Here is a 23,133-nt window from a genome sequence, read left to right on the forward strand (position 1 = left end):
CACTACAGTCGGAACGCTTATGGGTTCAGCCCGGATATCATTTGCCTCGCAATACGTACAAGCTCATCTTTCGTTACGGCTAGCGATTCACTTCCGACGCTGTATACCAAGGTGCTGTCCGGTTGCGTACTCAGCCACTGGACCATCTGATATTGTCCGGTCACTGAATCGGCTCCAATATAATGCTCATTCTTCACGTATACCGCCTCCGCACCGTCCAGATTTGTAGACTCTCTCGATGCCGATCGGCCTACGCTAAGCAATACGTCGGCCCGCTCGCTCACACGGCGTACGCCGATCTCGACTTGATTCCGGGCAGCATCGCGAAAAATTGACGTATACTGCAAGGACAGCTCCGGCGCACTCTCTCCGCCAGCCGAATTAACCGGGCGTATGCGCCAAGCGGCCGGCAGTTTTCCTTCGTCCGCGCGTTCCTTCGCCTCGCGTTGAAGCTCAGGCAGCAGAGACCGGTCTTCCTCCGACAACACCATCAGCCGTTCGCGTTCTCCCCCGTCGAAGGACAGACCGCTGCCCGACAAGTCCGGCAGCTCCGCGAACGGGGCCTCCTGCGCCAGCATCTTCCGCCACAGCGTCCAATCGCTCGTCACCGCCGGTTTGCTGACGCTGATGAGCGGCATTTTAACCAGCTCCGGGAACAATTGTCCTATGCTTGGCGAATAGATGACGGCCGATTCACTTTCCGCCAGCTGCGAGCGCACTTGCTGCATTAAGCTCTGCACTTCGGCTTGCAGCGACGCATCCATAGCCTGATGAATCCCCTCTTCGTAACGTATGCTAACCCTTTCGTCATGAATGCGCACCGATACGTAATGAGCGAATCCGGATAGAACACCAATCAGTACCGCCACGACCGCTAGTTGAAGCAACTGCGGCTTCCACCGGATCTTCGGGCGGATGCCTCGTTTGCCAGCGGCATACTTCTCGAATTCGGCTAACACCCGAGCGTCGGGATTAGCCGCCTGCCCCGGCCCGATCCTTGAAGCGCTCTGCCTGTAAGCTTCGGTCAACCGGTCATGAATGGACATGCTCCGCACCTCCTTCCAGCCCGATAGCGGAGTGCTCGCCGATCTTGATCTGGCTTCGCAGCTTGGCTATAGCCGAATGAAGCCTCGACTTGACCGTTCCCTCAGGCACGTTCAGCGCCTCTGCAATCTCTTCGTACGAGCATTCCTGATAATAACGCAGCACAATTACTTCCCGCAGCTTGGCAGGAAGACACTCCACCTGCTGCAGCAACTCACTGTCCCGTTCCGCTTCGAACAACCGCTCGCCTGGCAGGCTGGCTGGCATGTCCACCGTCAACAGCCGGTTTCGTTGGTTCAGCCTCATAATCCTCCACAGCTTGCGGCGCCAATTGCTGACTTGCCGAACGGTAATGCCATTCAGCCACGACCGGAAAGACTGTTCGAACCGGTAGGAGGGCAGTGATTGGATAAGGGCGATGTAAACCTCGCTGACGATATCGCTCACATCGTCTTTATTTCCTGACAAATAATAAACGGTGCGGTACACAAAGGGCTGGGTCGCCGCGTACACTTCCCGGAATGCGGCTGGATCCCCATCCATCATGCGGCGCAGCCATGGATGCAATTCATTGTCGTTCATCACGCTCACGCTTGCCTCCGTCTCCGTATGCATGCTTCTCTTTTGCCCGGTATCTTTCATCCGGTTACGATGGTTGAAACATCGCGAACTCCGACACGAGAATAACCGTTACCCGGCCGCTGTCCAATACAAACTCCAGCGCCAGCTCATTCTCTTTATCCAAGTAACCCAATATTTGATAGTTATTCTGCTCGCGGGTGTAGTAATCCTTTCCATACTTTTCGATAACCCTGCTTTTGGCATCGCCGACCTTTACTCCCCCAGCAGTCGGCTGCTGCGGCATTAACGTGTACCCTTGGACATGACCGCCAAGCAGGGAGTATTGATAGTCCGCGTAATCCAGAATAACCGTGCCGTCCTTCACGACGGACCTGCGCCGAGGTTGCCCCCGCTCCTCTATAACCTGCTGTTCCGTTAAGCCCCAATCGGACAGCTTCCAGTTCTCACCGCTCAGATCGATACCGTTCACTTTCTTCGTGTAATCAAGCGGCGTCGTCCGCTCCGCCCCGCACGAAATCAACACCATTGTCAGCCCTATTGCCATAAGGGCGGTCAGCCATGTATTTCTTCTTGTCATCCCATACTCCCCCTCGTCCAAAATCGTTACGGTTTGCCCAATCGTTAACTATTGGTCCGGTGTCTGGAAAAAGTTCAAACAAAAAAACCGCTGATCCCGAAGATCAGCGGTTCGTTCCGTTCCTTCCTATTCTGCTACGATACAGGTGCCATGTTGACTCTGCCGGAGAAGAAGACAGCGCCGCCGCCCATGTCTGCCTCGCGGTCCGGCGTCAGGGAATTGACGTTATGCTTCGACCCCGGCATATCCGCCCACAGCCCTTGGCTGACAAGGACGCCGCGCAGCACCGTCTCCCCGACCGATGCGGTCAGCAAGCACTCGCCGCGGTCGTTCCAGATGCGCACCGTCTCGCCATTGGCGATGCCCGCCGCTTCCGCGTCCGCCGCATTGATGTACAGGCGCGGAACTTTCTCCATCTTCACATGCTTCTCGTTGTTCGAGAACGTCGTATTCAAGAAGTTATGGTTTGGCGCAGGCACAAACAGATACGGATAATCGCCATCGTCGGCAAGCGGCGTATACGTCGGCAGCGGCGGGTGGCCGTCTGCTTCCATTCTCTCGGAGTAGAGCTCGATCTTGCCGCTTGGCGTCGGCAGCTTCTCGATGAACGACGGCGAGACATCGGCTTTGACGTACAGTTCGCGCTCTAGCGTCTCGTAATCGATATTCGCAATATACGGATTGGACGGATTATCCAGCGCCTGGCGAATCATGTCCGCCTCGGAATCGCTGAACATGCTGTCCTCGAATCCCATGCCGCTCGCAAGCAGCCGGAAAACATCCACATTCGACTTGCTCTCGCCGAACGGTTCGATGATCGGCTGCTTCAAGTGAATAAAGTGATGCCAGTACGAAGCTAGAAAATCGGTATTCTCATACGACGATGTTGCCGGCAACACAATGTCGGCGTACATGGCCGTCTCCGTCAGGAACAAATCGTGGACAACCAAGAACAGATCGTCGCGCGCAAGACCTTGCCGCACCTTATTGCCTTCCGGCGCAACGAGCGCCGGATTGCAGCTATAGACGTGCATCGAGCGGATTGGCGGATCAAGCTCCAGCAGCGCAGAGCCGATCTGATTCATATTGACGATCCGAGCGTCCGAATTCGGCCGCACATCCGGCCGCTGCAAAGCGTCGAAGTTATGCTCCAGGAAGCCGCCGTTGCCCTTGATTGCTCCGCCTCCTCGCACAAGCCACTGCCCGGTCAGCGCAGGCAAGCATGCAATCGTGCGGACGTTCATGCCGCCGTTATCGTGATGTTGAAGTCCGTTGCCGATGCGGATAAAGGCCGGCGTCACTTCTGCGTACATCCTCGCCAGCTTGATAATATCGTCCGCCGGCACGCCGGTAATGGCCGATACGGTAGCAGGATCATAAGAGCGTACATGCTCTCTTAACTGCTCATGACCAACGGTATATTGCTGCATGAAAGCTTCGTCCGTCCGGCCTTCAGCGAACAATACATGCATGAGTCCAAGAGCGAGCACGCTGTCCGTACCAGGCTTGATCGGAATGAACCAATCCGCCCAGCGGCCCGTCTGATTCTGGTGGACGTCGATTACGACGATCTTCGCCCCGTTCTTGCGCGCTTTCTCCGCGAGCACCACTTGATGCATGTTCGTGCTGACAGCGTTAATGCCCCACATAATGAACAGCTTCGTATGTACCGTCTCTTCCGGGTCCGTTCCGTAGCTGTTGCCCATCGTATAGCCGTATCCAACGCCTCCGGCAGCCGAGCAGATCGCCTGGTTCAGCTTGCTCGCGCCTAGCCGGTTGAAGAAGCGCCGGTCCATCCCTTCCGAATTCAACAGACCCATATTGCCATAAAAGCTGTAGGGCAGGATGCTCTCCGGTCCATATTCCGCGATCAGCGACTTCCACCGGGACGTGATCGTATCGACCGCTTCTTCCCAGCTGATCGGCTCGAACTTGCCCTCGCCCTTGGCGCCAACCCGCTTCATCGGCTGCTGAAGCCGCTTCGGATCGTACAGCCGCTCGGCCATATGGCGCACTTTATTACAGATGCTTCCCTGCGTAACCGGGTGATCCGGATCGCCTTCTATTTTAACGATTTTGCCGTCCTTCTTATGGATTAACAGCCCGCATTGGTCGGGGCAATCAAGAGAACAAACGGATGGCACTACCCCGTCCCTCTGCGCGATATATGGGTTCACTGTGCTAACCTCCCCTTAATAATGCGCTAAACATAGCATAGCTGCACATCCAGCGCAATACGCTTCATTTTTATACAAATGGGTTAATTCCCCTCAGCTTCCGGCTAATAAAAGTCCGCCTCCAGCCCGTCCGGACAATAACGGTACTTACTTAGATCAACGCGTCCCTCAGGGTCGACCTCGACGCCCTCTTTGCGGAGCAGATACACCTGCGTGTTGTGCCCTTCACCATCTTGAATCGCGACTTCGCCTTTCGCATTGATGATCCGGTGCCAAGGCAGCCCATGACTTAAACTAAGCGAATGAAGCAGCCGCACAACCTGGCGCGCGCCTTTCGGGCTTCCAGCCAGCGCCGCAATCTGCCCATAGGTCATAACGGAGCCTTCCGGTATTCCTTTCACAATCTCGATTACCCTCTGCGTAAACGGCTGCACTTCATCGTTCCTCCGCTTCCTCGTCTCGTTACTCTCATCATACTCTATTCCGGCACCGGAACGGTACTATGCCCAGTTGCCTAGTTGGAACAAGCGGCCGGAACGGCTGGCGGAGAGCGAATCGCGGGCATAAAAAACATTAGCGCAACATTCATTGGAAGCAGGGCAACTGCGAGCGATAGAACCAAGAGGAGGGAAATTCCGATGCGGGTAGCCGTCATGACGATGTTCAACGGCTTGTCTAAGACCTATTCGCTCGTCAGCGTGGTAGAAGAACAACTTCACATGCTGCTGAACGCCGGCCATGACGTCAAGCTGCTGGTGTGCGAGGATTGCCCGCACTCCGAGCGGTACGGCATTTATTTGGATGAACGGCTGCAATGGGTACCTGTCACGAACCGTTACGCCGGGGAGCAGATTCATTGGCGCGACTATTCGCATGCCACGGGGCAATTGCATCCGGCCTTCTTCGGCGAAGCAGACGCGATTGCCCGGCATCTGCAGGAGATCTTGCAGGACGTGGAGGTGTGCGTGCTGCATGATATTTTGTACCAGGGCTGGCACCTGGTCCACAATGTCGCGCTGCGCCAGGCGCAGGCCGGACTGCCTCATGTCCGGTTCGTTGCTTATACGCATTCGCTTCCGGCGGCAAGCTGCCCTTATGCATCATGGCCATTCTCCGCCCGCTACACGCCTCTGCCGAACACGACTTATGTCTATCCGACCAGCTCCGGCCTGGCGGCATTGGCCCGCCAGTATGGCGCCGCGACAACGGATTGCCGGGCTGTTCCGAACAGCATCAACCTGCTCGCTGAAGCGTCCGGCCCGCTGAAATCGCTTGCCGGAGCGACCGATCTGCTCTCGCCGGATATTCTTGCCGTCTACCCCGGCCGATTGACCACCGGCAAGCAGTTCGAGAAAGCGGCGGCGCTTGCCGGCGCAGTCCGCAGCGTATCCGGGCTGTCGGTCAAGCTTGTGTGCTGTGATTTTCCGTCGATGGACATCGCGCCTGACGAGTACAAGGAACGGATTCGGCACGCAGGCTCAGCTCTTGGACTGGAAGAGGATGGACTCGTCTTCACCTCCGACTGCGGCTGGCCGGACGGCTTCCCGCATCAAGCGGTCATGGAGCTGTTCGGACTCAGCAATCTGTTCCTCTGTCCTTCTTACTCCGAATCGTTCGGCTTAATTGTGCTCGAGGCGGCAAGCCGCGGCAATCTCCTTGTGCTGAACGAGGCGGTGCCTGCCTTGGCAGAGCTCGGCGATCGGCTCGGTGCGTATTTCATGCGTTGGGACGCGCGCGGCTACGGTTTCGATACGACCGAACACTACCATCCTTCCGAGCAGGCCTACTTGCAGGAGCATGCGGCGCGGATCGTACAGCGATTGGCGGACAATCCCGTCCTGCGGGCCAAGACCGCTGTGCGGCGGGACTATAATCCGCAGTCGGTATGGGAGCGGCACCTGCGGCCGATAGTCGAGGGACGTTAGAACAATGAGGCCATGCCTACCTACTAACGCTCCTTCTTCAAATAAAGATCCCCTCCGAGGCAGGCAGTACCGGCACTCATCGCGGCGATGAGCTTCCGGCCCGCCAGCTTGCCCGGAGGGGATCCGTCTTATGTCTTATTGAATCGGTCTGGAGCATTCTTGCTATTCCGTCCTGCAAGGGTACAAATGTCTCGTATCGTTATTTCATCCGGCGCAAACGAACCAATTCCCGCTCAAGCACGTTGTTGCCCGTCTGAGGCGTGAGCGGCGTATTGCTTAATCCGAACACATTCGTAACGAGATTGCGGTCCACGATGCGCGTGACGCGCACCTCGTACGTGAACGCTACGTTCGATACGTCCGCGAACAAGAACCGGGACATGTTAACCGGCACCGTCACCACGCAGCGATTCCTGTTGCACGGGGATACCGGCAGTGCTACTGGCGTTCCGTTCGACCAGTCGATTACTTGTACGGCAACCCGGCGGCTGCTCAGCCTGCTCAAGTTAACAGCGTCTACGACGGCGAAATTCGTTCCCGGATTGCGGCGCAGAATGCCCGTCGTGAACGTCGCGACGACCGGCGTGCTTTTCCGCGCGCGTTTATGCCCATATCCGGCAGCAGCAGCTTTCTTATTTTTCACCAAACGATCCAGTCCTCCTAGATAGCGGTATGCAAGCAGCCGATTCTCGCAATCTCGGAATCCGGTCTGCAAGTCTGATATAAGAAATGCGAGAGACGCAGCCCTTGCTTGTACGAATGATCCGGGGAAGTTGGCCGAATGGCTTACGCCGATGAGCTCCACATAGAAGAGGATGGCAGAAGGAGAGGAATTTTGACTGACCGCCTTATTGAAATAAGAGCTAATCGCTGGAAACAAAAAAAGCCTGCACAGTGTGCAGACTTCCTCTGACTATATAAGTTCACGCTGAAAAATCCCCGCGAGCCTTATCTCCTTATGCAGCCCGAGTCTGAACCCGAGCTTAGCCCGATCAAGACTGAAATTGTTTCGGGAACTGCTTAATAATGCCTTCGGACAATACATCCGCGAAATGAATCATATGATCCTCGTTCCGGTCGACAGCCATAATGTCCGCATCCCAGTCTTTCTTCAGTCTTGCGGCCACTTGTTCTGTGATGAGCTGAAGATGGGTGTAGAACATGTCCCGGAGCTGCTTCTCGTTCCAATTCGGATTCGCTGCGCTGAGGAACCGGACAATATCGTCGGCGTTACGGTACCACTCTTTATTGTACTTCGCCAGATCCGCCTGATTGCCCGCCTTGGCCGCTTCGAGCACTTTGCCGGCCAACAGAATGTGCTCCTGCAGCAGCATGGTCAGCTTTTTGCCCGCTTCTTCACCATAGTATGGCTTGATCGCATTACCGATATCCACCTGATTACGGAGCAGTCTCCCCAGCACCTGCTGCTGATCCTCCAGTCCTGCAATTGCACTAATAATGTACACCCACGTCCAGCCTGTATGATCAATCCATAGCTTCCGCATCGCGAAGTTGAACTTTTCTTTCGAGGACGACCAGTTCGACTCATGCGTCATTGCCGGCTGCGCCTTCGTATCGCTCATGCTTGGGACGGCGGCTGCTTGTGCTGCGCCAGATGCATGGGCCGCAGCCGTTGCCGGCAATACTAGCATGACGGCTAATAAGCCCGCAGCAGCCGTTTTGACAAACCTCATTGACATCATTGTTCGTGCTCCTTATGCTTCTATTTGGTTGTGCAATCGAAATTGCCCGTTTTATTGTGAACGTTTCCACCAATTTCATTCCCCCAAAGTTAAAGAAATCGCTTTTATTTAGTTAAAAAAGTTAAATTCTTTTTTTATTTCGGGCCAAAAAGGTGTAGAATAGAATCAATAGGTCCAAACCCGATTCGCTCTTTGTCGCTAAAGCTTTTACCCGTCACCTGAGAATAACGCCGTTGCCGTGATTTCTTTTGTGAAAAATGTTACAACCATGTGTAACGTAAGTTTTGCATTAGTGATGGGCATAATCGAGACCCCAAACCTAGGTTACTTCAACGTAAAGGAGGACGTTCTTAATGTCACAAACTGTACAACAAGAAGTGGCAGCTGGCCTCGCTCAAGAAGCCAAATCGTTAGACGTGCTTGATCAATTGACGAAGCCGGAAATTCAGCAATCCCTGACTGTATTGGTGGATAACCTGCCGAAACTGGCCGAAATGGTGACGACGCTGACCAAAGCGTACGATTTCGCATACGGCCTTGCAACGGATAAGGTGCTGATCAACGACTTCGCGGCAGGTATCGGTGAATTCGTTAAACCGGTTGCTGATTCGGCAAAAGGCATCGCTTCGGCCGCTATGGAAGCTGGCGAGCGCGCCCAAGCCGACACTTCGTCGACGATCGGCCTGTTCGGCATGCTCAAAATGCTGAAAGATCCAGAAGTACAGAAGACGCTGCGCTTCGCGCAATCGTTCCTGAACGTACTGGCTGAACGGAAACAACAATAATAGGGCGAATAAGAACCCGTTGAATAAGAATGGAGGATGGACATGCCGAAACAAATTTTGATCCTTGGCGCCGGTTACGGCGGCGTTCTCGCAGCAATGTCGGCACGCAAGCATCTGACGCCTGCGGAAGCTAGCATTACGATCGTGAACCGCTATTCGACGCACCAAATCATCACCGAGCTGCACCGTCTGGCTGGCGGCACGATTGCAGAGGGAGCTGTGGCGCTTCCACTGAATAAGCTGCTGGGCAGCAAAGACATTAACATCGTGGTTGATGGGGTCAAAGACATCAAGCCTAACGAGAAGCAAGTCGTTCTGGAAAGCGGCGCTGTTCACAAATACGATCAGCTCGTCGTTGCCCTCGGCAGCGAAACGAACTACTTCGGCATCCCAGGACTCGAAGAGAACAGCCTCGTGCTGAAATCGGCCGCAGATGCGAACAAAATCCGTGCGCATGTTGAGGATCGCCTCAACGCGTACAAGAAATCGGGCAGCAAAGCGGACGCGACGATCGTCGTGGGCGGCGGCGGCCTGACAGGCGTCGAGCTCGTGGGCGAATTCGCCGACAAGCTGCCAGAAATTTGCCGTGCCAAAGGCATCGACTACAACGACCTCGACATCTACTGTGTCGAAGCAGGTCCGAACATTCTGCCAATGCTGCCGAAGCCGCTCATCGAGCGTTCGGTTGAAAGCTTGACGAAGCGCGGCATTAAGTTCGTTACGGGCGTAGCGATTACGGAAGCAACGAAGAATACGGTATCGCTCAAAGACGGCCGTACGATTGAATCGAATACGATCATCTGGACGGGCGGCGTTAAAGGCAACCCGATCGTAGGCAGCTGCGGACTCGCAGAAGACCGCGGCCGTTCGACGGTTACGCAGACGCTGCAATCGACTTCGCACCCTGAAGTATTCCTCGCAGGCGACTGCGCAGTTGTATTCCCAGAGGGGGGCGACCGTCCTTACCCGCCAACAGCTCAGCTCGCTTGGCAAATGGGCGAACTGGTCGGCTACAACCTGGCTGCTCAGCTCAGAGGCGGCGCAATGGACAAATTCAACCCGGTATTCTCCGGTACGCTTGCAAGCCTCGGCCGCAAAGACGGCGTAGGCCAAATCGGCGGCAACGGTACGCAGTTGAAAGGCTTCCCAGCATCGATGATGAAAGAAGCCAGCAACATCCGTTACCTGTCGCACATTCACGGATTGTTCTCACTTGTTGCTCATTAATAACGCAGTACACGAAACGCCAGCGGCGAATGCCGCTGGCGTTTTTTTTTGCGTAAGACGGCAGCGGTAAGGCTGGCTAGCTCCCCTGCTAATCGGCTAACGAATCGAGGAGACCTTATTTGCCGTGATTCGGCACTTTTGAAGTTTTAACGAATCGTAGAAGCGCTATTCGAGCTGTATCCTGCAATTTTAAGCCCCTTTTACACTAATAGCGTTTCCTGGATTCGTTACAATAGCAAACCACGGAAATGGGGTCAAATAACGCCGCTACGATTCGTTAGAACACGAACTTTTCTTGCCCGAGGTCTCCATTCGAATGAAGCGGCTGATATTTCTCCGCATCGTGGCAGATTGTCCACACGTACTAGCCTCCTCCGTCATATAGTGGGAGCAATACGTACGACTAGGAGGTGATCGATTGACCAAACTGCTTGATTTCAGGACGTCTCAGCACGCCAGTTTCGTCGGCTCGATTACGATTCCACTTGAGAAAGGCACTCCCGTTATGTTCGGTCCAGAAAGCTTCAAGGGCTCCGTTTACTCGGACTAGCCTACCGGGTACTCGTCGGTTATGACCATTTTATATTAATCTCTTACAGGTGGTGGGTTAGCAATTGGCGAATCACAAAAGTTCGTTAACCGGTTTCCAGAGGGAGCCGAACGGCGAGTTATGGCTGTGGGACGACCTTCCTCAGCTCGAGATGGAGGTAGGCTACAAAGCGGAAGCAGTGCTTCATTACGAGCAGTCTGCATATCAGGAAATCAGTATCGTGGATACGAAAGGTTTCGGGCGAATGCTCGTGCTGGACGGAACGCCGCAAGTTACGACGAAGGACGGCTTTATTTATAACGAGATGATTACTCATATCGCGATGACGACCCATCCTGCCCCGAGAAAAATCGCTATGATCGGCGGCGGAGATTGCGGACCTGCCGGCGAAGCGCTCCGCTACAACACGGTCGAACAAGCCGACATCGTCGAGATCGATAAGCGTGTCGTCGAGGTGTGCAAAACGTGGATGCCGCATGCTGCCGCCGTTGAAGCGGACAAGCGCGTCCGGCTTGTCTATGCGGACGGATTCCGCTGGATTCAAAGCCACAAAAAAGCGTTCGACGTGCTGCTGATTGACCGCTCGGATTCCTATGGGCCAGCGACGCCTCTGTATAAGCCTGTATTTTATCAATACGTGCATGACAGTCTGAAGGAGGACGGCATCGCCGTTATCCAGTCGGGATCGCCTTACTACAACACCGCGAGTCTCCGCAATACCGTTCGCAGCATGAAGAAGCTGTTTCCCGTTGTTCGCGTCTACTTGTGCGCTATTCCCTCCTTCCCAGGCGGCGTCTGGAGCTTCACCATCGCATCGAAACGTTGGGACCCGCTCGAGGCGGACCTCTCCCGCCTGCAGTGCGAGCATACCCAATACATCAACGCGCCATTATTTCGCTCCTGTTTCCAGTTGCCTAGCTACGTAAGCCGACTCTTATCATCTGAATCGTAAGCGGCCCGTCCCAGCAGCTGAACAAAACAAAACCGCCGCACAGAATGCGACGGTTCTCAATAGCGTTATTGGAAGATAACGAATTTCAGATCTTGCTTCTTTAAGTATTGAATGATTGCAGGCAGTGCTTCCACCGTATGTTTCTTCTCATGCAGAACGTAGATACCGCCAGACGGGTCTATCTTCTTGAAATACTCTATAATTTCATCCCGCGTATCGGCGTCCCAATCCTCCGGATCGCGGTTCCACATGATCACCTTCATGTGCTGCTTCTCGACTTGCGCTTCCAACTCGTCGTTGATCAAGCCGTATGGCGGACGGAACAGCGTCACTTTCTTCACGCCGTCGCTCGTCAGTTCTTTGTTCGTCTTCAAAATGTTGCTGATCCCCGCATCAATGCTCAGATCCGTCAGTTGGCTGTGATCCCAGGAATGGTTGCCGACTGCCATGCCATGCTCGACGGCATAGCCGACTTCTTCCTCGAATCGGTCCGCATTCTTGCCGACGAAGAAGAACGTGCCTGCTACTCCCTCATCCTTCAATACATCGACAATCTGCTTCGTATAAGCAGACGGTCCGTCGTCGAACGTTAATGCAACATAACCGTTTGGAAGCTTGTACGTATACTCATCCGATGAAGCGGCAAACACTTCATAGCCGGACGCTTCCTTGTCCTCTGCCTTCGTCTCGCTCTTGGCCGGCAGCCTGTCGGCCGCAACGTTCCCGTCAGGCTGCTGCTCCGTCTTGCCCGGCTTGTCCGGTGCAGTCGGCTTGTCGGGTTGCTGGCCCGCCGCCAGTTCAACAGCCGGCTTATCGGATGGTTCAGACGCCGTCTGCTTCTCATCGTCCGATGAAGGCTGACTGCCCATGGCCACCGCAATGCTCGCCGACTCGATCTTCTCCGATTCGGAAGTGGCCGATCGCTGCCCGACTGCGTCCACCTTATCGATGAACAACAGCACATCGACTCTGCACAGCATAAGCAGAATCAATGCCGTGCTGAGCGCCATCACCTTCCACGCCAATTGCCGCTTCCAACGCGATGAAGAATAGACTGTTCGGCGCACAGCAGAGCTGCGGCTTGCTGCCTTCTTCTTCGCTGTCTTCTCTTTCAGCGCTCCGCTTGCTGCTGCAGGCAGCGGCTGCACAGCGGCTTCCGCCGGCTGTGCGTCCTGCGGACGCTGTTTCAATTGCTTAATCTGCTGAACATATGCTTCTGTACAAGCGAAGTATAGTTTCTCGCTAAATGTGCCGTTCGTTCGAATGATCGTGCTGTAGTACCCCTTCTGATAAGGGTCCCATTTGGGATACAGCGACAATCGGATACGCGATTGTTGTCCTACCTGAATCGTTAACAGTTGATTGTACGTGTAGTGGTCAATTTCAATAGCATCATTGTTTACGGTTCCATCCGTATAAGTAATGGCGATTTCAATCTGACAACGGGCAGACAACTGCTTGAGCGACAACAGCTCTATCATCTGAATGGTCTCGGTTTCCATATCGTCCTCGTCTTTCCCCCGTCAGTGCCTATGCGGTCATCAAGTGTACTCAAGGATGCGATGATGTCTAGTCTTAGTTGTTGTTTTTGTTCTGTCCTAGCGGCGCCGACATCCGGTTCGTAAAGTCGCTGATCATGTTGGCCAGATAAGTCTTCTCTTGGCGCATCGCTTCGTACTTCTGCTTCAGATGGGAGTTCTCCACCTCAAGCCGTCCAATACGGTCCTCGAAGTCGTTAATCAGCTTCACTTTCTCCGCCAACGCCTCGTTATGCTTCTGCAGCAAACCTGCATACTTCTGTTGCTCCAGATCGATCGCGCTTTTCAGCTCGTCGATTTCGGATGTCATCGCGCCCTGCAGCTCGCGGTAATCCTCCATTACTTGATCGACCTTAAGATTTTTATCGGTCAGCTTGTGCTCTAAATCCAGTATGTTTTTTTCGCGGTCGCTAATTACTTTGTTGAGCGTTTTCACTTCTTTGTTCAAACGGTCCACATGGCCGTTCGAATGCGTCAGACGGTCCTGAAGCTCATGAAGACTTCGATCGGCATGCTGCCTCGACTGAATAATCTGCTCGACAGCAAAAATAAGATCGAGCGAGCGTTTATCCATATGAGACTTGCTAACAGACGTCATAATCGACTGTGCTTCTTCCTCTTGCATGGAAGCGACGGCATCGCGCAAATTCTCCGCCTGATCTGCAGGCTGCTCCTGCTGTACGGCCATCTTATTCACATTGTTATCCGACTGCTTGTCGGGCGAATCTTTCTTGCGGAAGAAAGGAGAAATCACGTCCTGCTCATCACCTTTTCAGTTTGATATGTCAAAATTATTCATTTTTTGTCGAAGTCTATTAATTTCTATTATAGAGGAATTGATAAAGGGCAAGACGAGACTTTGTGCCTAAATTTAATTGGGACTATTGTCCTAACGTTTATATAAATAGAATAAGTGCGAGTGCTTTTCGCGCCCGCACTCCCTTTATTCCGGACCATAAGCCAGATTGTCACTCCGTCGGAATGACAAATAACGCTAAATGATAGCATGCTCCCTGCCGTCTGCCGGACTCTCCATGCCTTTGTCATCAAGGCCATCCAAGGCCATCGGTCCAAGCTGTTCCGGCTGTTCGGATGACGCCGTTAATGCTAGTTTGCTCCCTTCGATGGAGAGCCTCTTGCACCATTCTAGTAATTCCGAGTGCTGCGGTTGACTTTGCCCAATCACAGGCATATAGTGAACTCACAAGATTCCATTCTATTGCCAAGGAGGTGAGCCGAAGCTTCAATGCAAGCTTTGGCGCTTCACAATGAGAATAGCACCAGGCGTTGAAATGCTCGAACTTAGCGTGCCCGGCAGAGACTCGCTCCTTCATCCGACCGTCATCTATGACGAGAGCGGCTATGTACTGATTGATACCGGCATGCCCGGCAGCCGTGACAGCATAATCGGCCTTATTGTACAAGCAGGGCTCGAACCGGACAAGCTGCGCGGCATTATTCTGACCCATCAGGATATCGACCATATCGGCAGTCTGCCGTTCTGGCTGTCGGCTGCGAAGCCGGCTGGACTTGACGTGTATGCGCACGAAGGCGACCGGAACGCCATCGACGGCAATGAGCCGCTGCTCAAAGTGTCACCGGAACGAATGGCAGGCCTCATAGAGGCAATGCCCGAATCCATGCGCGAGACGTTCAGATCGTTCTTCTCCGGCGACAATGCCAACGTAACGCATACGGTCGAGGACGGCGAGACGCTGCCTTTCGGCGGCGGACTGAAAGTGATCCATACCCCCGGCCATACGCCGGGACATATTAGCCTCTACCACGAAGCAAGCCGGACACTCATCGCCGGCGACGCGATGGTCATGAACGGCAGCGAACTGAGCGGACCGAATCCGCCGTTCACACCGAATTTACAGCAAGCGCACGAGTCGCTGCGGAAATTCGCCGCATACCCGATCGATAACGTCATCTGCTACCATGGCGGCCAATACAGCAGGGATGTGAACAAGCGGATCGCCGAGCTTGCTGAACAAGCATAGCTTGCGCCCTTGCCCTTGATCATGAAACGAACCAGCTTGTATTCACACCCTGCGGTACGCCTTATTTTCACAAGTCTCATCTCACTGCTTGGGGGCATTGTCTTCACGCTGCTGCATATCCCGCTCCCATGGCTGCTCGGTCCGATGACCTTCATTCTAATCGGCACCCGGTTCGTCCGGACGATTCAGCCATCATGGCCCAGACAGCTTCGGGATTCGGCGCTCATCGTGCTCGGTTACTCCATCGGCCTGTCGTTTACGGTAGAGACGCTGCATCAAATGGGCCATCAGCTGCCGACAATGGTCATGGCGACGATGCTGCTGCTGTTGTTCTGTGTCCTTATGGCCTGGATCATCACGAAAGTATCTGGCTTGCCGTTTCCAACAGTGCTCATGGGCAGCATTCCGGGCGGGCTGACTCAGATCGTCGTTCTGGCCGAGGAGACGAAAGGCATCGACTTAACCGTTGTGACCTTCCTGCAAGTGTCGCGTCTGTTGATGATTATTTTCTGCGTTCCGGCCATCGTGTTCAGTCCGCTGCTCGGCGCTGACGGCGCTGGATCCGCTGCCGCAGAGGCGATGGGCGGCATATCAGCCCGCTGGGGCGATATGGATGCCAGCATCCTGCTGTTCGCTGTGATCTGCGTAGCTGCCGCCCTGCTGGCGAATAAGATCCGGTTCCCGTCCGCCTTCCTGCTTGGACCGATGATCTCGACCGCCGCCCTTCATCTGTCCAGTGTGAGCAGTCCGGCGCTGCCGATGGAAGTGCTGGATGCGGCGCAATACCTGGTCGGCACCTACGTCGGGTTGCTGCTGAAGCCGGAGCAGTTGAAGAACAAGGCGCGCATCATTACACTTGCACTGCTCAGCGGCCTCACGCTCATTGTCGGCTCCCTGGGACTCAGCATGCTGTTGACGAAGCTGCATGACGTGTCGCCCGCCACTTCGTTCCTTAGCCTGGCTCCGGGCGGAATGGACCAGATGGGCATTATCGCCAACGAGATCAACGCCGACATCTCGATCGTGACGGTCTATCAGATATTCCGGACATGGTTTATCTATTTCGCCGTACCGCCGCTGCTGCGCATGACGTTCCGGGCGCTGGAACGCCGGCAGCAGCGGCAGAAGACCTCTTAACCAAACCTCTACATTAGAAATAAGGAACAGGGGCAGTCCAGCAGCCGGATGGCGAGCGGGACTGCCCCTGTTCTGAAGCGGACATATTAAATTAGGATTGGATATGCTACGATAGGCTTAACACCCCAGTGGGAGGACAAGACATGCACGAATCATCCATAGAATCGATTGAGCTGGAGCTCACTCTGCTCGCCCGGCGCATTACGTCTTTCTCATCCAATAAGAAGCTGGGAGATTTGGACCGCTCCGCTTATTTGCTGCTTGGACATATTGCTTCGATCGGCACTGTCGGGATCAAGACGTTAGCCGAACAGCTCCATCTCGACATTTCGACAGTCAGCCGGCAGACTGCGGCACTCGAGCAGAAAGGTTATGTTCGCAAGTCGCCCGATCCGCAGGACCGCAGAGCCTATCTGTTTCATAATTCCGAGCTTGGCAATGAAGCCCTCGTAACATACAAACAGCGCAGATTATCGAGAATATCCGACCGGCTCAAAGATTGGAACGAGGAAGAATTGGAACGGTTCGGCGAACTGCTCCGCAAGTTTAACGAGTCTTTATGCAATTAAGGAGAAAGCAGCAAGGCCCGCCCAGGCTTTGCTGCTTTTTTGTTCACTCCTCCTACGCAAAAAGGGGCCTTTGCTATAACAGCAAAGACCCCCTTTTAGTCATAAGACACGATTTAATGGTATAGCTTACCCAATGATAAAGGTTAGCTTAACTGCAGCGGTATTGCCCGCAGCATCCTGAAGCGTTCCCTTCACTTCCAACCCGTTGTGGCCGGAATCCAACTTGGCTAGCGCATCGATCGACACGCCGTCACCCTTCTTATCGAGCGATGCAAGCTTCGCAATAAAATCAAGCGAATTCAATCCAGCCGTCAGCGATTGCGTGAACGACAAGGAAGAGAAGCCCGTTAAATCAATGCCTTCGATGGAAGTAATCGTAAGAGTGGAATTCTCGCTCACGCTGATCGTTCCGCCAGTCAAATGAGTGATGCCGCTCAGATTGACCGTACCGTACACACCGTCGGTCACCGTGACGTTCTTGCCGTTAACCGCAGCTGCGGTGATGCTCGGCGCGGTCGTGTCTCCTGGGGAAGACGGATATGACGTCGACGGTTGATATGCATTTTTCGCCTCTTCCGCTTTTTTAGCTTCCTCTGCTTTTTTAGCTTCTTCTTCCGCCTTCTTAGCTTCTTCCTTTTTCTTATCCTCCGCCGCTTTGAGCAACTCTTCGTGAGCTTGTTGTCCGCCGAATGCGCCTACGACAAGATCCGCGCGGGTTGCCAGAGCTTTACCGTCGGTTCCCTGCGGAAGAAGCTTGTTCTTAACCGCTTGACTAATCGCATCGCTGTACCAAGGCTTGCCCGTTAAGTCAACCTGTACACCCAACCCTTTCACCAATGCGGTAGCGAATTGCCCCAGCGTCGTAGTGCCGGCTGGATCGAACGTACCGTCCGGCATGCCGTTAATTAATCCCGCTTTCCGCACTGCTTCGATATAAGGCAGGGCCCATCCATCGGCGGCCACATCGCTGAAAGAAGAACTCGTTACCGAATTGTCGACATTGATGTCATAAATTTTGGCGATAATTTTAGCCATTTGTGCACGCGTCATATTACCGTCGATATCGAATTGGCCATTGCTGACGCCATCGAATACGCCTTTCGCCAACAACGCATCGATCTTAGCCTTGAGTGCCGCATCGATACCCGCCAAATCTGTAAAATCTGCCGACGTCTTTGTCGCTGCATTGGCAACTACGCTGGGCAGAAGCAAGCTCAGACCCAATGGAATGAGCAGCAACTTTGAAAACTTCTTCTTCATTTTCGTAACGCTCCCTTTTAATTAGAAATTTATACTAGTACATATTTCGGCATTATCAACTAATTTTGTTAAGATATCCGAGCCGTCTAGCGAAAAAAATTTCTAACCTAAAAAGGAACTGCCGCCCGTCCTCACCGCATCAGCTTCCGAATCACCTTCAGCCCGAACGACGAAGCCGAAGGATACCGCAGCGGAATATCGAATAACGTCGTCTGCCGGAGCACGCTCTTGCGGTGCGAGAACGTATCGAACGTGCTCTCGCCGTGGTATCTTCCGATCCCGCTCTCGCCGACGCCGCCAATAGGCAGAAACGGCGAGGCAAAATGCATCAGCGTATCATTGATGCAACCGCCGCCGAACGACAGCCTATCGACGACGTGCTGCTGCAGCTCCCGGCTGCCGCTGAACAAGTAAAGCGCCAGCGGCTTCGGCCGTGCCAGCACGGCTTCGAATACTTCTTCAATCTTGACGTATGGGAGTACCGGCAGCACCGGTCCGAATATCTCCTCCTGCATCACGGGCGAGCTCCAATCAACCCCGTCGAGCACCGTCGGTGCGACTGCACGCTGCGCTGCGTCCGTCTGTCCGCCGATTCGTACCGTTCCGCTTCCGCTAATGAAAGCGGAAAGCCGCTCAACATGTCTGTCGCTAATGATGTGCGTGTAGCTCGGATTGCGGAGCGGCTCTGCCCCGTACAACTCCTTAATCGCTTCGCCCAAATGCGCGATCAACGCTTCCTTCACCTCGCGCTGAACATAGACGTAATCCGGGGCGACGCACGTCTGCCCGGCGTTCGTGAACTTCCCGAAGGCGATCCGCCGCGCGGCAAGCTTCAGATCGGCATCGCTGTGAACGATGCAAGGACTCTTGCCGCCCAGCTCCAGCGTAACCGGCGTCAGATGCTTTGCCGCCGCAGTCATGACGATTCTCCCGACAGCCGTACTCCCGGTAAAAAAGATATAGTCCGTCTTCTGCGCAAGCAGCTCGGTGCTCGTCTCGACGCCGCCGAGAACGGCCGTAGCCCATTCCGGCTCGAACGACTCCGCCACAACGTCTGCTATCGCATCCGCTACATGCGGCGCCAGCTCCGACGGCTTCAGCACGACTGTGTTGCCCGCCGCTACTGCGCCTACCAGCGGCAGCAGTGCGAGCTGCAGCGGATAGTTCCACGGCGCAATAATGAGCGTGACGCCATAGGGTTCCGGCATGACATAGCTGCTGCTCCCGAAGTGGGTCAGCGGCGTCCGCACCCGCTTCGGCTTCACCCAGCGGCTTAACCGCTTCAAGGTATGCGTAATTTCTTTGTATACGAGTCCGATCTCGGTCGTGAACGCTTCGAACTCCGACTTGTTCATATCGCGCTTCACGGCTTCCAGCAGCGCAGACTCATGCCGCTTGACCGCATCGCGTAACGCAAGCAGCCGTTTGCGCCGCTCCTCGACCGGCTTCGTCCGCTCCGCGGTGAAAAACGCCCGCTGCCGGTCGATTAATGCTGTTATACTGCTCATCTGGAACGCCGACCTCCTTGGGAAAGTCATCATTATGGAAATCATGTTGTGTCCTGCATTTCATGCTACAATGGATGGGAAATCATTCAAGATCTCGAAGGAGCGGTTATTTGTTGAGAACGTTCGGGCTTCCTCTGCTCATTGTCATCATGGGCATCCTCTACATTACGGTTATTCCCGATGACCCGCTTGCGGTCAAACTGCTGTTCAAAGTAATCCCGATGGCGCTAATGATTGTGTACGCATTCTCTCGCATTCCGCATGATGGCAAGCGCTTTCATTGGGCGACGATCATCGGCCTCTTCTTCTGTATGGTCGGCGACGCCACGCTCGAATGGTTCGTCATCGGCTTGTCGGCTTTTCTGATCGGCCATCTCTGCTATATGACAGGCTTCTTCCAACAATGGCGGTTCTCTGCCGTTCGGTTCGCCGCCATTATCCCGATCGCGCTGTATGCCGCTTATATGGGGACCCAACTCGTGCAAGCGTTGAACGATCAGGACAAATCGAACCTCGTCATACCAGTCATCGCCTATATTACAGTCATTGCAGTGATGACTTGGTCTGCGATTATGACCGGACGGCGCTGGGCGATCATCGGCAGCCTGCTGTTCCTGGCATCGGATTCGATTCTCTCGTGGAATATGTTTATCGAAGAGTTGTCGTATTCCGGCGCTCTGATCATGACGACTTACTATGCGGCGCAAATCTGCATCGCGCATAATGTCGGCCACCGCCCGGCGGCCGACTAGCTTCGCAGCGTCGGCTTAGCAAGCAACCTTGATAGCAGAACGCGCCTAAGAGCGTCCTGCTATCTCGGATTCAGCACATTCTCCTCCAATACGGCGAACTTGTCTCCGTACTCCTTAATAATATGCTTCTCTCCCCAATTGCATAGCGCATCCAGAATCGAGCGTAGACTAAGACCGTATTCGCTCAGCTCGTACTCCACCTTCGGCGGAACCTGATTGTAGCTGATCCGGTTCACAATGCCGTCCTGTTCCAGCTCCCGAAGCTGCTGCGTCAGCATCTTCTGCGTAATGCCCGGCATAAGCCGCTTCAAGTCGCTCGTCCGTTTCTTCCCGTGCGTCAGATGGCACAAAATAACGCACTTCCACTTGCCGCCGATCACCTCAAGCGTCGCTTCAACGGAAATGTTATATTTTTTGACTGCCATAGGCTTGCTTGCTCCTCTCCATGCTCAAAAGTTTATAGGTACTTTTAAGTACCTATATTACTTCTGGGTTACTATATAACCTTCAAGTATCTATATTACGGGAAAGTGCGTACTGTTTATTTGCTTCCAATGCATTCATAATAGCACTTACCGACCGGTCGGCACCATCTCAACTGAATAAGAAGGTGTTCTTAATGAATCCAAGACAAGCAAACGTGGCGCTTCTTATGCTTGCGCTTAGCGCCTTTGCCATCGGAACGACCGAGTTTATCAGCGTTGGGCTGCTGCCCTTGATCGCCGAAGACCTGCATATATCTGTCGCAACATCCGGCCTAACCGTGACGCTCTATGCGCTTGGCGTAACCGTCGGAGCCCCCGTTCTAACGTCACTGACCGCCCGCATTCCGCGCAAAACGCTTCTAATTGCCGTCATGCTGACGTTCATTATCGGCAACGGGTTGGCAGCCGTCGCTTCCAGCATCGGCGTTCTGCTGACGGCACGCGTCATCTCGGCGTTCGCACACGGCGTCTTCATGTCGATCGGCTCAACCATTGCCGCCGATCTCGTGCCTGAGAACCGCAGAGCTAGCGCGATCTCGATCATGTTCTCCGGGCTGACCGTTGCGACGGTTACCGGCGTGCCGATCGGCACTTATATGGGACAGCAATGGGGCTGGCGCACCGCGTTTATCGCGATTGTCATCGTCGGCGTCATCTCGCTGCTGGCGCATTGGGCGCTCATCCCGTCGAATTTGCGGCGCGGGCAGGCGGCCCGTCTCGGAGAACAGTTGAAGCTCGTCTCCCGCGGCCGGCTGCCGCTCGCATTCGCGATTACCGCGCTCGGCTATGGCGGAACATTCGTCGTCTTCACTTATTTGTCCCCACTACTGCAGGACGTATCCGGGTTCAAGGAAGGAACGACGGCATTGATTCTTCTGTTATACGGCGTCGCCATCGCGATCGGCAATATTATCGGCGGCAAGGCGGCCAACCGCAAACCTGTGCACGCGCTGCTCATTATGTTCATCCTGCAGGCCATTGTACTGCTGATGTTCAGCTTCACCGCTCCGTACCAAGCGCTTGCGCTGGTCACGGTGTTCATGTTGGGGCTGCTCGCATTCATGAACGTGCCAGGCTTGCAAGTGTATGTCGTCATCCTGGCGGAGCGGTATGCGCCCCAGGCGAAAGATTTTGCGTCAGCCGTCAACATCGCCGCATTCAATGCGGGCATCGCGGTCGGCGCCTATACGGGCGGCCTTGTCGCAGAGCATCTGGGCCTCATCCATACCCCATGGATAGGTGCTGTCATGGTATTCGGCGCAGTCCTTCTGACCGCCTGGATGCGGTCGCTGGAAATGCGGGACAGCCGCTCAACTGGAAAACTGCATCCAGCAAAGGTACAATGATCTTTAGCAATTTGATGCATCAGGAAACATCGGTATAGCATAGGAAACTAACCTAACCAATCAGGAGGATTTCGAATATGGCTCAGAACTTACAATCCACTACAACTCTTCATAATGGCGTCGCAATGCCTTGGCTCGGCCTCGGCGTATTCCAAGTAGCGGAAGGCGAATCGGTCGTTGAATCGGTCAAATCGGCGATCCGCTTCGGCTACCGCAGTATCGATACGGCAGCGATCTACGGCAACGAGCGCGGCGTCGGCCAAGGCGTCCGCGAGGCGCTTGCAGAGACGGGTCTGAACCGCTCCGACCTGTTCATTACGTCGAAAGTATGGAATGCGGATCTCGGCTATGAGCCAACGCTCGCCGCATTCGACGCGACGATGGAGAAGCTCGGCCTGGACTATTTGGACCTGTATCTGATCCACTGGCCGGTCAAAGGCAAGTACAAAGAAGCTTGGCGCGCCCTGGAGACGCTGTATAAGCAAGGCCGCGTCCGTGCAATCGGCGTCAGCAACTTCCACGTGCATCATCTGGAGGATGTAATGGCCGATGCAGAAATTAAGCCGATGGTCGACCAAGTCGAGTACCATCCGCATCTGGCACAGCCGGAGCTTCGCGCATTCTGCCGTGCGAACGGCATCGTTCTCGAGGCATGGTCGCCGCTGAAGCAAGGCAAGCTGCTGGACGAGCCGACGATCGTGAAGCTGGCGGAGAAATACGGCAAATCGGTTGCACAAATTATTTTGCGCTGGGATCTGCAGAATGAAGTCGTGACGATTCCGAAGTCGGTCAAAGACCACCGGATCGCCGAGAACGGCTCCGTCTTCGACTTCGAGCTGTCGGCCGAGGACATGGCGCTGCTGGACGGCCTGAACCGCGACGAGCGCGTAGGTCCGGACCCGGATAACTTCAACTTCTAATCGATATAGGATAGTGAAAAGGCTGCATCCGAAGGTGATAACCTTCATGATGCAGCCTTTTTGCTATGTGAGGCGGCTACGGCGGCGCTCTAA

23 protein-coding genes are annotated in these 23,133 nt (G+C 54.5%); 11 read left to right on the top strand and 12 right to left on the bottom strand.

Annotated elements, in window-relative coordinates; genetic code table 11:
• Window positions 1–17: 17 nt before the first annotated feature.
• The 5 genes from PKO01S_RS10560 to PKO01S_RS10580 all read right to left on the bottom strand — a co-directional run bounded on the left by PKO01S_RS10560 (window position 18) and on the right by PKO01S_RS10580 (window position 4,814).
• Window positions 18–1,046 (bottom strand): hypothetical protein, encoded by a 1,029-nt coding sequence (locus tag PKO01S_RS10560; protein WP_127531303.1) that lies wholly within the window; start codon window positions 1,044–1,046, stop codon window positions 18–20.
• Window positions 1,033–1,626 (bottom strand): sigma-70 family RNA polymerase sigma factor, encoded by a 594-nt coding sequence (locus tag PKO01S_RS10565; protein ID WP_246070533.1) that lies wholly within the window; start codon window positions 1,624–1,626, stop codon window positions 1,033–1,035. The genes PKO01S_RS10560 and PKO01S_RS10565 overlap by 14 nt, the downstream gene beginning before the upstream one ends.
• A gap of 64 nt (window positions 1,627–1,690) precedes the next feature.
• Window positions 1,691–2,203, bottom strand: a complete 513-nt coding sequence (locus PKO01S_RS10570) for a hypothetical protein (RefSeq protein WP_127531305.1) — start codon at window positions 2,201–2,203, stop codon at window positions 1,691–1,693.
• A 134-nt stretch (window positions 2,204–2,337) separates the two neighbouring features.
• Window positions 2,338–4,380: a molybdopterin-dependent oxidoreductase gene (locus tag PKO01S_RS10575; protein ID WP_127531306.1), complete on the bottom strand. Its 2,043-nt coding sequence runs from the start codon at window positions 4,378–4,380 to the stop codon at window positions 2,338–2,340.
• Between the two features lie 104 nt (window positions 4,381–4,484).
• A complete protein-coding gene (locus PKO01S_RS10580) occupies window positions 4,485–4,814 on the bottom strand; it encodes an MGMT family protein (protein ID WP_127531307.1) in 330 nt (109 codons plus the stop codon).
• 204 nt (window positions 4,815–5,018) lie between these two features.
• Between PKO01S_RS10580 and PKO01S_RS10585 the strand changes: the two genes are divergently transcribed.
• The gene (locus tag PKO01S_RS10585) at window positions 5,019–6,305 is read left to right on the top strand and encodes a glycosyltransferase (protein ID WP_127531308.1); all 1,287 of its coding nucleotides are present in this window, start codon (window positions 5,019–5,021) and stop codon (window positions 6,303–6,305) included.
• Window positions 6,306–6,504: 199 nt separating this feature from the next.
• On the opposite strand, the gene PKO01S_RS10590 is transcribed toward PKO01S_RS10585, so the two are convergent.
• The gene (locus tag PKO01S_RS10590; protein ID WP_246070527.1) at window positions 6,505–6,948 is read right to left on the bottom strand and encodes a hypothetical protein; all 444 of its coding nucleotides are present in this window, start codon (window positions 6,946–6,948) and stop codon (window positions 6,505–6,507) included.
• A 349-nt stretch (window positions 6,949–7,297) separates the two neighbouring features.
• Window positions 7,298–8,008 (bottom strand): glycosyltransferase, encoded by a 711-nt coding sequence (locus PKO01S_RS10595; RefSeq protein WP_246070528.1) that lies wholly within the window; start codon window positions 8,006–8,008, stop codon window positions 7,298–7,300.
• Window positions 8,009–8,361: 353 nt separating this feature from the next.
• Between PKO01S_RS10595 and PKO01S_RS10600 the strand changes: the two genes are divergently transcribed.
• The 4 genes from PKO01S_RS10600 (at window position 8,362) to speE (ending at window position 11,522) form a co-directional block, all read left to right on the top strand.
• Window positions 8,362–8,793 (top strand): DUF1641 domain-containing protein, encoded by a 432-nt coding sequence (locus tag PKO01S_RS10600; protein WP_127531309.1) that lies wholly within the window; start codon window positions 8,362–8,364, stop codon window positions 8,791–8,793.
• Window positions 8,794–8,835: 42 nt separating this feature from the next.
• A complete protein-coding gene (locus tag PKO01S_RS10605) occupies window positions 8,836–10,020 on the top strand; it encodes an NAD(P)/FAD-dependent oxidoreductase (protein ID WP_127531310.1) in 1,185 nt (394 codons plus the stop codon).
• A gap of 418 nt (window positions 10,021–10,438) precedes the next feature.
• Window positions 10,439–10,570: a hypothetical protein gene (locus PKO01S_RS29610; RefSeq protein ID WP_281278842.1), complete on the top strand. Its 132-nt coding sequence runs from the start codon at window positions 10,439–10,441 to the stop codon at window positions 10,568–10,570.
• A gap of 64 nt (window positions 10,571–10,634) precedes the next feature.
• Window positions 10,635–11,522: a polyamine aminopropyltransferase gene (gene speE / locus PKO01S_RS10610; RefSeq protein WP_246070529.1), complete on the top strand. Its 888-nt coding sequence runs from the start codon at window positions 10,635–10,637 to the stop codon at window positions 11,520–11,522.
• A 65-nt stretch (window positions 11,523–11,587) separates the two neighbouring features.
• On the opposite strand, the gene PKO01S_RS10615 is transcribed toward speE, so the two are convergent.
• Together PKO01S_RS10615 and PKO01S_RS10620 are read right to left on the bottom strand one after the other, a co-directional pair.
• Window positions 11,588–13,024: a polysaccharide deacetylase family protein gene (locus PKO01S_RS10615; protein ID WP_127531311.1), complete on the bottom strand. Its 1,437-nt coding sequence runs from the start codon at window positions 13,022–13,024 to the stop codon at window positions 11,588–11,590.
• A 73-nt stretch (window positions 13,025–13,097) separates the two neighbouring features.
• On the bottom strand, window positions 13,098–13,814 hold the full coding sequence (locus PKO01S_RS10620) for a hypothetical protein (RefSeq protein ID WP_127531312.1): 717 nt from the start codon (window positions 13,812–13,814) through the stop codon (window positions 13,098–13,100).
• A 514-nt stretch (window positions 13,815–14,328) separates the two neighbouring features.
• Between PKO01S_RS10620 and PKO01S_RS10625 the strand changes: the two genes are divergently transcribed.
• The 3 genes from PKO01S_RS10625 (at window position 14,329) to PKO01S_RS10635 (ending at window position 16,769) form a co-directional block, all read left to right on the top strand.
• The gene (locus tag PKO01S_RS10625; protein WP_127531313.1) at window positions 14,329–15,063 is read left to right on the top strand and encodes an MBL fold metallo-hydrolase; all 735 of its coding nucleotides are present in this window, start codon (window positions 14,329–14,331) and stop codon (window positions 15,061–15,063) included.
• 36 nt (window positions 15,064–15,099) lie between these two features.
• Window positions 15,100–16,200, top strand: a complete 1,101-nt coding sequence (locus PKO01S_RS10630) for an AbrB family transcriptional regulator (protein WP_246070530.1) — start codon at window positions 15,100–15,102, stop codon at window positions 16,198–16,200.
• Between the two features lie 143 nt (window positions 16,201–16,343).
• The gene (locus tag PKO01S_RS10635) at window positions 16,344–16,769 is read left to right on the top strand and encodes a MarR family winged helix-turn-helix transcriptional regulator (protein ID WP_127531314.1); all 426 of its coding nucleotides are present in this window, start codon (window positions 16,344–16,346) and stop codon (window positions 16,767–16,769) included.
• A 126-nt stretch (window positions 16,770–16,895) separates the two neighbouring features.
• On the opposite strand, the gene PKO01S_RS10640 is transcribed toward PKO01S_RS10635, so the two are convergent.
• Both PKO01S_RS10640 and PKO01S_RS10645 read right to left on the bottom strand, forming a co-directional pair.
• Window positions 16,896–18,029: an S-layer homology domain-containing protein gene (locus PKO01S_RS10640; RefSeq protein ID WP_127531315.1), complete on the bottom strand. Its 1,134-nt coding sequence runs from the start codon at window positions 18,027–18,029 to the stop codon at window positions 16,896–16,898.
• Between the two features lie 131 nt (window positions 18,030–18,160).
• The gene (locus tag PKO01S_RS10645) at window positions 18,161–19,537 is read right to left on the bottom strand and encodes an aldehyde dehydrogenase (protein WP_127531316.1); all 1,377 of its coding nucleotides are present in this window, start codon (window positions 19,535–19,537) and stop codon (window positions 18,161–18,163) included.
• A gap of 113 nt (window positions 19,538–19,650) precedes the next feature.
• Between PKO01S_RS10645 and PKO01S_RS10650 the strand changes: the two genes are divergently transcribed.
• Window positions 19,651–20,289: a lysoplasmalogenase gene (locus PKO01S_RS10650; RefSeq protein ID WP_246070531.1), complete on the top strand. Its 639-nt coding sequence runs from the start codon at window positions 19,651–19,653 to the stop codon at window positions 20,287–20,289.
• A gap of 59 nt (window positions 20,290–20,348) precedes the next feature.
• Here the strand turns inward: PKO01S_RS10650 and PKO01S_RS10655 are convergent, their stop codons facing one another.
• Window positions 20,349–20,714 (bottom strand): winged helix-turn-helix transcriptional regulator, encoded by a 366-nt coding sequence (locus PKO01S_RS10655; protein WP_127531317.1) that lies wholly within the window; start codon window positions 20,712–20,714, stop codon window positions 20,349–20,351.
• A 194-nt stretch (window positions 20,715–20,908) separates the two neighbouring features.
• Here PKO01S_RS10655 and PKO01S_RS10660 point away from each other — a divergent pair, with 194 nt between their 5' ends.
• Window positions 20,909–22,120, top strand: coding sequence for an MFS transporter (locus PKO01S_RS10660; RefSeq protein WP_127531318.1), 1,212 nt, complete (start codon window positions 20,909–20,911; stop codon window positions 22,118–22,120).
• 77 nt (window positions 22,121–22,197) lie between these two features.
• A complete protein-coding gene (locus PKO01S_RS10665; RefSeq protein ID WP_127531319.1) occupies window positions 22,198–23,040 on the top strand; it encodes an aldo/keto reductase in 843 nt (280 codons plus the stop codon).
• The last annotated feature ends 93 nt before the right edge of the window (window positions 23,041–23,133 follow it).

This window comes from Paenibacillus kobensis NBRC 15729 (assembly GCF_004000825.1).
In the GTDB taxonomy this organism is placed as follows: Bacteria; Bacillota; Bacilli; order Paenibacillales; family Paenibacillaceae; genus Paenibacillus_T; species Paenibacillus_T kobensis.